Source organism: Arthrobacter sp. 10N43 (assembly GCF_056394525.1).
Window position 1 is genome coordinate 146,707 of record NZ_JBFTIA010000003.1, and the last position, 13,038, is coordinate 159,744.

The 13,038-nt window shown below is 68.6% G+C and carries 10 protein-coding genes; 6 read left to right on the plus strand and 4 right to left on the minus strand.

From position 1 onward, the window contains the following. Positions 1-135: 135 nt before the first annotated feature. Together ppc and AC1DDO_RS05515 are read right to left on the minus strand one after the other, a co-directional pair. Positions 136-2,949 (minus strand): phosphoenolpyruvate carboxylase, encoded by a 2,814-nt coding sequence (gene ppc / locus AC1DDO_RS05510; protein WP_476869471.1) that lies wholly within the window; start codon positions 2,947-2,949, stop codon positions 136-138. A 145-nt stretch (positions 2,950-3,094) separates the two neighbouring features. Continuing rightward, positions 3,095-3,775, minus strand: coding sequence for an NADPH-dependent F420 reductase (locus tag AC1DDO_RS05515; protein ID WP_476869470.1), 681 nt, complete (start codon positions 3,773-3,775; stop codon positions 3,095-3,097). 215 nt (positions 3,776-3,990) lie between these two features. Here AC1DDO_RS05515 and AC1DDO_RS05520 point away from each other — a divergent pair, with 215 nt between their 5' ends. After that, positions 3,991-4,632, plus strand: a complete 642-nt coding sequence (locus AC1DDO_RS05520; RefSeq protein WP_476869469.1) for a TetR/AcrR family transcriptional regulator — start codon at positions 3,991-3,993, stop codon at positions 4,630-4,632. Between the two features lie 57 nt (positions 4,633-4,689). Beyond that, positions 4,690-5,520, plus strand: coding sequence for a DUF1684 domain-containing protein (locus AC1DDO_RS05525; RefSeq protein WP_476869468.1), 831 nt, complete (start codon positions 4,690-4,692; stop codon positions 5,518-5,520). Positions 5,521-5,540: 20 nt separating this feature from the next. Here AC1DDO_RS05525 and AC1DDO_RS05530 read toward each other — a convergent pair whose 3' ends face one another. Both AC1DDO_RS05530 and AC1DDO_RS05535 read right to left on the minus strand, forming a co-directional pair. After that, positions 5,541-6,761: an acyl-CoA dehydrogenase family protein gene (locus AC1DDO_RS05530; RefSeq protein WP_476869467.1), complete on the minus strand. Its 1,221-nt coding sequence runs from the start codon at positions 6,759-6,761 to the stop codon at positions 5,541-5,543. Further along, positions 6,758-7,576, minus strand: coding sequence for an SDR family NAD(P)-dependent oxidoreductase (locus tag AC1DDO_RS05535; protein WP_476869466.1), 819 nt, complete (start codon positions 7,574-7,576; stop codon positions 6,758-6,760). The genes AC1DDO_RS05530 and AC1DDO_RS05535 overlap by 4 nt, the downstream gene beginning before the upstream one ends. Before the next feature lie 230 nt (positions 7,577-7,806). Here AC1DDO_RS05535 and AC1DDO_RS05540 point away from each other — a divergent pair, with 230 nt between their 5' ends. From AC1DDO_RS05540 to AC1DDO_RS05555, 4 genes are all read left to right on the plus strand, one after another. After that, the gene (locus AC1DDO_RS05540; protein WP_476869465.1) at positions 7,807-8,994 is read left to right on the plus strand and encodes a glycoside hydrolase family 76 protein; all 1,188 of its coding nucleotides are present in this window, start codon (positions 7,807-7,809) and stop codon (positions 8,992-8,994) included. A gap of 180 nt (positions 8,995-9,174) precedes the next feature. Further along, positions 9,175-10,230, plus strand: a complete 1,056-nt coding sequence (locus AC1DDO_RS05545) for an iron ABC transporter substrate-binding protein (protein WP_441407970.1) — start codon at positions 9,175-9,177, stop codon at positions 10,228-10,230. A gap of 5 nt (positions 10,231-10,235) precedes the next feature. Next, positions 10,236-11,828 (plus strand): ABC transporter permease, encoded by a 1,593-nt coding sequence (locus tag AC1DDO_RS05550; protein ID WP_476869464.1) that lies wholly within the window; start codon positions 10,236-10,238, stop codon positions 11,826-11,828. Next, positions 11,825-13,015, plus strand: coding sequence for an ABC transporter ATP-binding protein (locus AC1DDO_RS05555; RefSeq protein WP_441407972.1), 1,191 nt, complete (start codon positions 11,825-11,827; stop codon positions 13,013-13,015). Before AC1DDO_RS05550 ends, AC1DDO_RS05555 begins: the two co-directional genes overlap by 4 nt. The last annotated feature ends 23 nt before the right edge of the window (positions 13,016-13,038 follow it).

Sequence of the window (13,038 nt, forward strand, 5' to 3'; positions counted from 1 at the left end):
GGAACAACCCTAGCCGGGCCGCCCCCGCACGCCCCATTTTCCGTCCCCAACCCAAGACGCTCCCCAACCCAAGACGCTCCCCCGCCCAGTGAACTGGTCCACAAAGCGAGGGAGCGCCGACAGGGCCGGAGAGGGCTACCCCGTGTTGCGCAGGCCGGCGGCGACGCCGTTGACGGTGATCAGCATGGCGCGCTGGAGGCGCTCGTCGATCTCGGCACCGGACATGCCTTCCGCGGCCTCGGCCCGGACACGGCGCAGCAGTTCCACCTGCAGGTAGCTGATCGGGTCCAGGTACTGGTCCCGGATCTCCAGGGAGCGCTTCAGCGTGGGCTGGGCATCGAGGATCACGTGCTCGCCGGTGAGGTTCTGGATTTCCTCCACGGTGAGCTCATATTCGGCCCGGATGGCGCGGAACAGGTGATGCAGCTCCTCCGGGACGAGGGTGGAGACGTAGTAGCCGGCAATGTCCATGTCCGTCTTGGCCAGGGTCATCTCCACGTTCGAAAGCACCGAACGGAAGAAGTGCCAGCCTTCGATCATCTCCTTGAGCTGGGCCGAGTTTCCGGCCTCGCGCGCGGCCTTGAGGCCGGAGCCCACACCGAACCAGCCCGGAACGATCTGCCGCGACTGGGTCCAGCCGAACACCCACGGGATGGCCCGCAGCCCCTCAAGCCCGGAGCCGGAATCGGGCCGCTTGGACGGACGCGATCCGATGTTCAGGGATCCCAGCTGCTCCACCGGCGTGGACGCCATGAAGTAGGCGGGCAGGTCCGGGTCTTCGATCAGCGAGCGGTAGCGGGCAAACGCGGCGTCGGAGACGGTTTCCATGACGTCGCCGTAGCGCACGCGCTGGTCCTCGGAGGTGCGCGGCGCACGGTGCAGCGCGGATCCCTGCAGCACCGCGGCAAGGGAGAGCTCGAGGTTCTCGCGGGCCAGCTCCGGCAGGGAGTACTTGTCCGAGATGACCTCGCCCTGCTCGGTGAACTTGATCTCGCCCTCGAGCACGCCGTTGGGCTGCGCCATGATGGCGTCGTAGGTCGGCCCGCCGCCGCGGCCCACGGATCCGCCGCGGCCGTGGAAGAGGCGCACGCGGACGCCGTGCTTCGCGGCAACGTCCCGCAGCTTGCGCTGGGTCTTGTAGATCTCCCACTGGCTGGTCATGACGCCGGATTCCTTGTTGGAGTCCGAGTAGCCGAGCATGATCTCCTGCACGTCGCCGCGGAGCCGGACCAGCTCGCGGTAGGACGCATCAGAGAGCAGCTGGTCCACGATCTCGGCGGAGGCGCGCAGCTCGTCGACCGTCTCCAGCAGCGGAGCGAACCCGATCTTGGCGTAGGGCGCCTCGCCGAAGAGGCTGACTAGGCCGGCCTCGCGGGCCAGCACGGCCGCGGCCAGGACGTCGTCCGCACCGCGGGTCATGGAAATGATGTAGGTCTCGATCACGTCGGGACCGTAGGTGCGCAGGGCCCGCCGGATCTCCCGGAAGACGTCGTACGTGCCGTCAGCGACGCCGTCGAGCTTGATCGGGTGGCCGGAGAGCGGGCGCCGGGACGCGAGTTCGGACCCGAGCACCTCGAGCCGCTCGGCGCGGCTGAGCTCCGCGTACCGGACTCCGGGGCCACCGAGGCGGTCCATGAGCTGCCCGACGGCGTCGTGGTGGTGGTCGGCGTGCTCGCGGATGTCGAGGGTGGCCAGGTGCAGGCCGAAGGAGGCGATGGCGCGGCGGACCCGGGACAGGGCGCCGTCCGCGGCGAGGGCGGCGTGGTGGTTCCGCAGCGAGCGTTCCAGCAGGCCGAGCTCGGCGAGGAGCTCCCCGGTGGCGGTGTAGTCGCGGCCGGGCTCGTGCGCGGATCCGGCCGCAACCCGTTTGCCGGTGTTGATCAGCTTGGCCTTGATGCAGGTCAGTTTGAGCCGGTACGGCTCCTGCGCATTCAGCTCCAGGACGCGGCGGTCCAGGCCGGGCAGCTTCTTGAGGTCCACGTCGATCGAGTCCAGGAGTTCCTGGTCTGCGCCGGCCAGCGCGGTCGAGTTGGACAGGATGGAGATGAGGCCGTCGATCAGGCCGATGCTGATCCGGACGGCATGCTGGTTCTGGATCTGCAGGATTTCGCGGGTGACGGCGGCCGTGACGTTGGGGTTGCCGTCCCGGTCCCCGCCGATCCAGGAGCCGAAGCGGATCGGAGCCTTCTGCGGAGGCAGCGTAACGCCGTGGTCGGCGAGCAGTTCGGAGAGGTCCGAGAGCATCTCCGGCATGGCGTCGCTAAGGATGCCGGTGAGGTAGTAAATGGCGTTCCGAGCCTCGTCCACGGGGGTGGGCCGGACCTGGCGCAGCTCGTCCGTCTGCCACATCTGGTCGATCACCTCGGACAGTTGACGGTCCTGGCGGCGGCGCGCGGACGTGCCCTCCAGCGTGGATTCGGACAGGATGTCCGAGAGCCGGCGGATCTTGTCCAGCACGGAGCGGCGCGAGGCCTCGGTGGGGTGGGCGGTGAAGATGGGCCGGACGTCGAGTTCGTTGACGACTTCCTGCAGCACGGAATTCCCGGCCTGGTCGGCGATCTCTTCCACGGCCTTGGCCAGCCAGCCGTCCTTCTCCTGCCGGGTGCGCAAGCCGCGGACGCGGTGGACCTGCTCGGCGGCGTTCGCCAGGTGGAAATAGAACGCAAAAGCCCGGACCAAGTCGGTGGCCTGGTCCAGGGGCAGGGACCCGAGCAGTTCGCGGACCTGGGCGACGACGTCGTACGAGCTCCACGGGCCGGTGGCATCGGCACCGCCGCGGGCTGCCTCCTTGGATTCCTTGGTCAGCAGGCGCACCTGCTCGACGAGGTCGAGGAGTTCCGGCCCGTGCTGGCGGACCAGGGATTCGCCCAGGAGGGTGGAGACCCGGCGGACATCGGCCCGGAGTTCGGCGGCAAGATCGGTGTCGGAATGCATTGCAGTGTTAGCCATGGAAACTATCTTTCGAGGGTTCGACTTGGCTCGTACACTGCGCTGGATACTGTGAGCCCGATTACTTCTTCCCATGGGATGTTACCCGCAGGCACTCGCGGCTGGAATTCCGTCTCAGATAGTGTCACGCAACACTTCAGTTGGGTTAGCGGGCGATCTTGAAATTGAACTCGCCGGTGCCCAGCGCGCCCCAGAGCCGCAGCCAGACCGGCAGGATCATTTCCGCGCCGCGGGCACTCGTGATGTCCCCCAGGTCGATCACGTCGCGGTGGCCGAAGCCCTTGAGCAGTTCCGTCACGGCGGCCTTGGCGTCGGCGTCGTCCCCGGAGACGAACACCGAATGGTCACCGCCGGCCACACGCGCCGGATCCACCATCACCGACGCCGTCATGGTGTTGAGGGTCTTCACCACCCGGGACTGCGGGAAGGCCCGCTGGATCTGCTCGCCGAGGCTGTCCGTGTTCACCGGGTTCAGCGACGGCGGCATGCCCTGCGAGAAATCCAGCGGGTTGGCGATGTCCATGATGACTTTGCCGGCGAGGTTCCCGGTGCCCGCGGCGGCGAGAGCCGCCAGGGAGCCGCCGCCGTGGGTGGCGTTGACGATCAGCTCGGCGCCGGCCGCGGCCTCGGCAAAGGGGGCGAGGCCGACTCCGGTGTGCGCGGCGTGCCATTGCGCGAACGGCGCGGCACCCATCGCGTCCGGTTCCGTCCGGGCGAGCGTGGCCTGCGGGTCGCGGGTGCCGATCACGACGTCGTGACCCAGGCCCGCCAGCGCGCCGGCAATAGTGCGGCCCACCGTGCCGGTTCCCATTACCGCAATCTTCATGGCATCCTCGATTCCGCCCACCAGGAGCTCAGCCCGAAATCCACAGGAAGACAGATCCGTCTACCGCTGGACATGAAGCTATCAGACCGGCTTGCCGGCAACAAGGCGCCCCCGGCCGGCCAGCGGGTGGGCGGCTCAGCGGGCGGACGGCCGAGCGGGTGGGCGGCCCAGCGGGCAGTCAGGCATAGACAGACTTGTCTGTGTAGCATGGTGCCATGACCCTGCCAGCAGCCATCGCGCAGCCGGCACCCCGTGCCCCCGCCGGGCATGCCAGGGAGAAGATCCTGGCCACGGCCTTCCGGCTCTTTTACGCGCAGGGCTTTCGGGCCGCCGGCATCGATACGATCATCGCGGAGTCTGGCGTCGCGAAGGCCACGTTCTACAAGTATTTTCCGGCCAAGGACGACCTCATCCTGGCGTATCTGGAGAAGGTCGACGGCGTCTGGACGGGGCAGCTTCACGCCGCCGCGCGCGCCGCCGGCGAGGACCCGGCGACACAGCTTGTGGGCCTGTTCGATGCCCTGACAACCGCCTGCCGGCTGGACGGCTACCGGGGCTGTGCCTTTATCAATGCGGCCGCCGAGTCGACTGCCGGCACCAGGGTCCACGACCGGACCGTGGCGCACAAACAGCAGGTCCGGGCCTGGATCCGGGACCTGGCTGCCCGCGCTGGCGCCGGGAACCCGGACCAGCTGGCCCGCAGCCTGACCCTGCTGCTGGACGGCGGCCTGGCCAGCGGGGTGCTCGACGGCGACCCGGACGCGGCCACCGCCGCCAGGGCCACTGCCGCGCAACTCGTCGCGGCCAGCCTCGGAATTCCACCCGCCCCAACTGACTCGCAGCAGGGGCCGTTATGAGGCCTCAGAACGGCCCCTGCTGCGAGTCAGTTGGGCTGAGACTCCCTGGAGGAATCTATGAACACCACTGAGCCCGCCGCCGACCCACAGCTTGCCCGCTGGCAGCGCTTCCGGAACAGCCGGAACGCGGCACTCGCCAGCGACCACGGCTGGCTGACGCTGACTTCCTTCCAGTGGCTCGAGGACCGGCCCGCCGCCGTCGAGCTCGCCCCGGGACTCTGGTCCACCGACGGCACCGCGGCGTTCCTCACCGCGGCCGCGTCCGACGGCCTGACCCTCGTGGAAACCGGCGAACCCGTGGACGGGACCATCAGCGCCGTGCTCGCCGACGAGGAATCACTCATGTGGGTCCAGTACGGCGGCGGCGACGGCCGCCAGGTGGTGGTGGAACTCGCCATGCGCGCGGACAAGTACGCCATCCGCACGCGGGACTCCCAGTCACCGGCGTTCACCGAGTTCGACGGCGTGCCCACCTTCGACTTCCGCCCGGACCTGGTGATCGAGGCCCGGTTCGCGCCCTATCCCGAGCCCGTGGACGTGCCGATCGGCACCGCCAACCCGCTGGTGGACGGGATCCACCGCTCGGTCGGCGAACTGGTTTTCCGGCTGCCGGGCACGGACCACGAATTCCACCTGCAGGCCGAGGAGGAGAAGCTCGGCGCCCTGACGGTCACATTCCACGACGAGACCAACGGCGAGAGCACGGACGAGTGGCGGAAGGTCTCCACAGCGAAACCCCGGCCTGACGGGACGGTGATCCTCGATTTCAACCGGGCCATCAACTACCCCAGCGCCTTCACCCCGTACGGCACCTGCCCCATGCCGGTGAAGAACAACAGCCTGGACTACCGGATCACGGCCGGCGAGAAGGAACCCGGCCTTTTCTAGACTGCGTCCTCTAGGGATTCCTAGACGATCGCGGACACTCCGGTGACGGCACGCCCCGTGATCAGGGTGTTGATCTCGAACGAGCCCTCATAGGTGTAGATCGCCTCGGCGTCGGAGAAGATCTTGGCCATCCGGTAGTCGGTGACAATCCCGTTGCCGCCCAGCAGGGACCGGCCCATCGCCACGGTTTCGCGCATCCGGGCGCTGACATAGGACTTTGCGAGGGCCACCTGCGGCATGTCCGCCACCCCCTGGTCCTGCAGCTGCGCGATCCGGACCATCATGCCCATGCTGGCCACGGCGTTGCCGAGCATGGTCACCAGCTGCTGCTGGACCAGCTGGAACTTCGCCAGCGGACGGCCGAACTGCTGGCGTTCGACGGCGTACTGGCGCGCGACGTCGAACGCTGCGAGCTGCTGCCCCACGCCCTGCCAGGCCACCATGATCCGGGAACCGCGCAGGAGCTCGTTGGTGTCCTCGAAGCTGCTGATGCCGGCGAAGCGGTCCGCCTCGGCCACCCGGACGTCGGTGAAGACGATGTCCGCGTTCTGCACCGTGCGCAGCGCGATCTTGTTCTCGATCCGGCTCCGGCTCACCCCCGGCAAGGTGGCGTCGACGATGAAGCCTCGGATGCCGCCGTCGGCCTCGTCCCGGGCCCAGACCAGCATGTAGTCACAGAACGTGCCGTTGCCGATCCAGCGCTTGGCGCCGTTGAGCAGCCAGGCGTCGCCGCCGTCGGCCGCGCCGCCGGGGATCCGCCGGGCCCGGGTTTCCATGCCGCCGGCAACGTCCGAGCCGTGGTCCGGTTCGGTGAGGGCGAAGGCGCCGGTGGTGCGCAGGTTTGCCGCGTCCTCGAGCAGGCGCGCCTTCTGTTCCTCGGAGCCAAAGCCGTAGAGCGATTCGACGAAGAGGTCGTGGTGGACCAGGAAGAAGGTCGCCAGCGAGGTGTCCACGCGGGTCATCTCGGCGATCACGATCCCGGCGAACAGGTTGCTGTAGCCGCGCTGGGCGGGGGCGCTGAGCTCCAGGGCGGCCAGCTTGGGCAGGATATGGGCCGGGAATTCGGCCTTGTTCCACCAGTCGGTGGCGAAGGGGGCGACCTCCGCGGCCAGGAACTCCCGCAGCTGGGCCAGCTTGGCCCGCTCCACCGGGCTGAGCAGGGACTCGTAGTCGAAGAAGTCCGCCGTGGGCAGCTCGGCCACAGCCGGCGCGGCCGCAGCAGTCGTTTCTGCCCTGGTCATTTCGGCCCCATGCGGATGGCGCCGTCGAGGCGGATGGTCTCGCCGTTAAGCATGGCGTTCTCCACAATGTGCGCGGCGAGGTTCGCGTATTCGGCGGGGCGGCCCAGCCGCGAGGGGTGCGGCACCTGTTGGCCCAGGGAGTCCTGCGCCTCCTGCGGGAGCCCGGCCATCATGGGGGTCTCGAAGATGCCCGGGGCGATGGTGACCACCCGGATCAGCGAGCGCGCGAGTTCGCGGGCGATCGGCAGCGTCATGGCCGCCACGGCGCCCTTGGAGGCGGCGTAGGCGGGCTGGCCGATCTGGCCGTCGAACGCGGCAACGGAGGCGGTGTTGATGATGACGCCGCGTTCGGGACCGCCGAGATCCGTGGCTACCGGCTCGGTGGCGGCCATCGCGGCCGCGGCGAGGCGGATGACGTTAAAGGTGCCCACGAGGTTGATCTGGATGACGCGGCTGAAGCTCTCCAGCGGGAGCACACCCTCCCGGCCCAGGACCTTGCCGGGGGTGGCGATCCCGGCACAGTTGACCACGATGCGCAGCGGGCCCAAGGCAGCGGCGGCCTCGACGGCGGCGTGGACCTGCGCTTCGTCGGTGACATCGGCGGGGGCAAAGACGGCTGTGCGGCCGTCTCCAGCCGGCTCCCCGGCGGAGCGGGCGGCGACAGCATTCAGTTCGGCGGCAAGGGCGTCCCCGGCAGAACCCGGCAGGTCCACGAGCACCACCGACGCGCCGGCGTCGAACAGCCGCCTGGCCGTGGCCGCTCCGAGACCCGAGGCCCCGCCCGTGATCAGCGCGACAGTACCTTTGATGTCCATGCATCCTCCTTGATGTGGAACCGGACCCCGGCCGTGAAGCCTTGACGCAGGCTGCGCTTGCAGCAGCCGCCCGCGGGGAACGTTAGTTAGTGAATGTTAACTGGAATGCGGCGGTTCCGCACCTTTGGACCCAGCCCGGTAAGGCGCAGGAACCACCGCGGGTACCGGCGCAGCCACCGGGCGCGGTGACGCTCCCCGCCCCGGCGCGCTCCCGCGATTACGCTTGAGCCATGACCCGAGCAGACGCCGCCCCCAATTGGTCCTTCCGCGCGGACGAGGCCGCCCGCTCGGTGACCAGGCTCTTCGGGCAGCGGCTCTTCTTCCTGCCGCGGACCCACATCGCCGCCATCCTCCGGCCCTCCGGGAGGCTGAAGAACCTGTCCCGGCCCTGGCACTACTGGTGGCAGGCGCATTATCTGGACTGCCTCGTGGACGCCGGACGCCGCGAGCTGGGCTCGCCCGAGAACCCGGGGGGCAGGTTCGACGGCGAGAACCGGCCCAGCGCCGGCCAGCTCGCCTCCCGGCTCGTCACAGGCATCCGGCTGCGCAATTTCCTCACGGTGGTCAACAACTACTACGACGACATGGCCTGGCTGGCCCTGGCCACGCACAGGCTGGACAAGCTGGCCGAGGACACCCGCAAACACACCGGCCGGGGACGCAACGCCAAGGTCCTGCAGAGCCTGACCCTGCAGTTCGACTCCGCCTCCACGGACGACCTGGGCGGCGGAACCTTCTGGAGCACCAAGCGCGACTTCAAGAACACGCCCGCCACCGCACCCGTGGCCCTCTACTACGCACGGACGGGCAACCCGGCGAAGGCGCAGGCCCTGCTGGACTGGCTGGACGCCCGGCTCTACGAGCCCGAACAGGGCCTCTACCGGGACGGCCTGCGGATTTCCGGAACAGGGGACGTGGTGCTGGAGGACACCATCTACACCTACAACCAGGGGCCCGTCCTCGGTGCCCTGCTGGAACTCGGCGGCGAGGCCAACCTCGCCCGCGCGGCAGCGCTCGTGGACGCCGTGGCGAACAGCCTCACGCAGCCGGCTCCGCTGCTGGGGCGCAGCGCCGCGGTGTTGCGCTGCGAGGGAACGGGCGACGGCGGACTCTTCACCGGGATCCTCGTCCGCTATCTCGCCCTTGCCGCCGCCGACGTGCGACTGCCGGCCGAAACCCGGGCCACAGCGGCGGCGCTGGTGAACGATACAGCCGAAGCCCTCTGGGAGGGCCGCCGGATCCTCCCGCCGCACGACCGGCTCGCGCGCCCGGGCAGCCACCTGGTGTTCTCCGACAGCACCGACCTGCCCGCACGACGCAGCTATCCGGAGGGCGCCGCCGTCGAGCTGTCCACCCAACTCCAGGCCTGGATGGTCCTGGAGGCTGCCGCATCGATCGCCCCGGCGCCCACCCGGTGAGGGAAACCAATTACGTCACGCAACAGTTTCGTAATTCATGTGATCCTCATCACTTATAGGGGCTTCAGGTTGGTCGCTTAGGTTTGGCTAACCTACAGTCTTTCGTAGTGAGCATGCCCTAACTCCCCCGCTCACGGGGGTCAGGGCGCCAACGACGAATTCCTTGCAGAAAGTAGCCCCATGAAGATCCGCAACAACGCACTGGCGGGCATCGCCCTGGCAGCCACCGCCGCTCTGGGCCTGGCCGCCTGCGGCACCGGTTCGGCTGCCCCGGCTGGCAGCAGTGCAGCGGCCGGCGGCTCGGCCGCCGGCGAGATCACGGTCTATAACGCCCAGCACGAGTCCCTGACCAAGGAGTGGGTGGACGCCTTCACGGCCGAAACCGGTATCAAGGTCACCCTGCGCCAGGGCGACGACACCGAGATGTCGAACCAGATCGTCCAGGAAGGCCAGGCCTCCCCGGCGGATGTCTTCCTCACCGAGAACTCCCCCGCCATGGCCCAGGTGGAAAACGCCGGCCTGTTCGCGGACGTGGACAAGGCCACCGTGGACCAGGTCCCCGCCGAGTTCCGCCCCTCCACCAACAAGTGGACCGGCATCGCGGCCCGCTCCACCGTCCTGGTCTATGACAAGACCAAGATCAGCGAGGACAAGCTGCCCAAGTCCATGCTGGACCTGGCCAACCCCGAGTGGAAGGGCAAGTGGGCAGCCTCGCCGTCGGGCGCCGACTTCCAGGCGATCGTCTCGGCCCTGCTCGAGCTCAAGGGCGAAGCCGCCACGCAGGCCTGGCTCAAGGGCATGAAGGAAAACTCCAAGGCATACAAGGGCAACAGCACGGCCATGAAGGCCGTCAACGCCGGCGAAGTCGACTCCGCCCTGATCTACCACTACTACTACTACGGCGACCAGGCCAAGACCGGCGAGAACTCCAACAAGGTCACGCCGTTCTACTTCAAGAACCAGGACCCCGGTGCATTCGTCTCCATCTCCGGCGGCGGCGTGCTGAAGTCCTCGAAGAACGCCGCTGCGGCCCAGGCCTTCCTGAAGTTCATCACCGGCAAGAAGGGCCAGGAAGTACTCCAGAAGGGCACGTCCTTCGAGTACGCCGTAGCTTCGGACGTCCCGTCCAACGACAAGCTGGTTCCGCTCAAGGATCTGCAGGCCCCCACCGTGGATCCGGCCAAGCTTAACTCCTCCAAGGTCACCGAGCTGATGACCCAGGCAGGACTGCTGTAACTGAAGTGAGTAGCAAGCTGGCGGTCCCCGGAAATTCGGGGGACACGACGACGGCGGGCAGGGGCAAGCGCCCCCGCCCGCCTTTCGGCGTTTCTGTTGTATCCATCATTGCGGTCCTGATCGCCCTGTTCTCCCTGGTGCCGCTGGCTTACGTGATTGTCATGACGGCCTCCACCGGGTGGGACACGGCCGCGGCCCTGATCCTCCGCCCGCGCGTGGGCGAGCTCCTGCTGAACACAGTGCTGCTGACCGTGGTGACGGTGCCGCTGTGCCTGGTCCTGGGCGTCGGCGGCGCGTGGCTCGTCGAGCGCACCAACCTCGTGGGCCGCAAGTGGTGGGCCGTGCTGCTCGCCGCCCCGCTGGCCATCCCCGCCTTCGTCAACAGCTACGCCTGGGTGTCCGCGGTGCCTTCGCTCGGCGGGTTGTGGTCCGGTGTCCTGATCGCCACCCTGTCCTATTTCCCGCTCGTGTACATCCCGGCCGCCGCGACGCTCAGCCGCCTGGACCCGGCGATCGAGCAGTCCGCCGCGTCCCTCGGGCTCGGCGCCTGGCGCGCCTTCTTCCGTGTGGTGCTCCCGCAGCTGCGTATCGCCATGACCGGCGGCGGGCTGCTGGTCGCGCTGCACCTGCTGGCCGAATACGGGGCGTTCGCGATGATCCGTTTCGACACCTTCACCACCGCGATCATGGTCCAGTACCAGTCGACGTTCAACGGCACGGCAGGGAACATGCTGGCCAGCGTCCTGGTGTTCCTGTGCCTGATCCTGCTGCTCGTGGAGGTCCGCAGCCGCGGCAGTGCCCGGTACGCGCGGATCGGCTCCGGCGCCCAGGCGCGCGCCTTGCGCCTGCCGCTGCACGCCTACCAGCTCCCCGCCCAGCTGTCCCTGATCGTTCTCGTCGGGCTGGCGTTCGGCCTGCCGCTGACGTTCGTGCTGCGCTGGATCGTCACCGGCGGCCCGGACATCTGGGCTGCCGAGGAATTCATGCCGGCCCTGCTGCAGACCCTGGCCTATGGTCTCGCCGCTGCCGTGGTCACCACCGTGGTCGCGTTCCCCATGGCCTACCTCGCCGTGCGGCGCCCCAGCTGGTTCAGCAAATCCTTGGAGCTCTCCAACTACATCACCAGCTCCATGCCCGGGATTGTGGTGGGCCTGGCCTTCGTGACCGTGAGCATCCGGATGGTGCCCAGCATGTACCAAACCTCGGCGCTGCTCATCGCCGCCTACGTGTTGCTGTTCCTTCCCCGGGCCCTCGTGAACATCCGCTCGGGGCTGTCCCAGGCACCGAAGGAACTCGACGAGGCCGCCCAGGTGCTCGGCAAGCCGCCGCTGCTGGCCTTCCTCCGCGTGACCCTTCGCCTCACCGCTCCCGCCGCGGCCGGTGGCGCTGCCCTGGTGTTCCTGGGAATCGTCAACGAGCTCACGGCGACGCTTCTGCTCTCGCCCAACGGGACGCGTACCCTCGCCACCGAGTTCTGGAGCAAGAGCAGCGAAATCGACTACGCTGGCGCCGCCCCGTATGCGTTGCTGATGATTGTGATCTCGGCGCCCATGACCTATCTCCTCTTCCAGCAGTCCAAGAAAGTAGCCGGACAGTGACCGATGTTTACCCGTCGCGTGAGGCCCATTCGCGTCTCCCCGAGCCGCGGATCGCGGCATCCGTGGCCCCCAGCACCAACAGCCACCTGGAAATCGACGCGGTCACCAAGAACTTTGGGTCCCAGGCCGTCCTCCGGGGCGTCAACCTCTCCGTCGCAAAAGGCGGAACGACGGCGATCGTGGGACCGTCCGGCTCGGGAAAAACCACACTCCTGCGCCTGATTGCCGGCTTCGAACACCCTGACACCGGCAGCATTGCGCTGAACGGCAGCAAGGTGGCGGGAGAGAACGCCTGGGTCCCCGCCCACAAGCGCCACGTCGGCTACGTGGCCCAGGACGGTGCTTTGTTCCCGCACCTGACAGTCGGGCAGAACATCTCCTTCGGCCTGGACGCCTCGCAGCTGCCCGGCGGGCACCGCGGCGTCAAGGCGCGGGTTGCTGAATTGCTCGAGATGGTTTCCCTGGACCCTGCCATGGCCAAGCGCCGCCCGCACCAGCTCTCCGGCGGCCAGCAGCAGCGCGTGGCCCTGGCCCGGGCGCTGGCCCGCAAGCCCGCCCTCATGCTGCTGGACGAGCCGTTCTCCGCCCTGGACGCCGGGCTGCGCGTGGCCACGCGCCGCGCCGTGGCCCAGGTCCTGAAGGACGCCGGCGTGACCACCATCCTGGTCACGCACGACCAGGCCGAGGCGTTGTCCTTCGCCGACCAGGTGGCCGTGATGCGCGGCGGCAGGCTGGCCCAGATCGGCAACCCGTTCGTCGTCTACACCCGCCCGGCGGACCGTGCCACCGCCGAATTCCTGGGCGACGCCGTCATCCTGGATGCCTGGATGGAAGGCTCCCTGGCCACGTGCTCGCTTGGCGGGATCCCCGTCCGCCGCCCGCCGGCCCAGGGCCGGGTCCAGCTGATGCTCCGGCCCGAGCAGATCCGCATCTCCGAGGACGGCCCCATCCGCGGCACCGTGGTGGACACCGACTACTTCGGCCCCGAGACCACGGTTCGGCTCCAGCTCCCGGTCCCGCCCGTCCTGGCCGCCGGCACCGTTCCGGACCACCGCTACCCCGGCGGCGGGGAAATCATTACCATCCGGCACTGGAACGCCTCGATCGCCCGCCCCGGCACCGAGCTCCGGCTCCGCGTGGTGGGCGAGGCCGTGGCCTTCCCCATGGATGGGCCGCCGTCCCCCTAAATATGCCGTGGCGATAGGGTGGG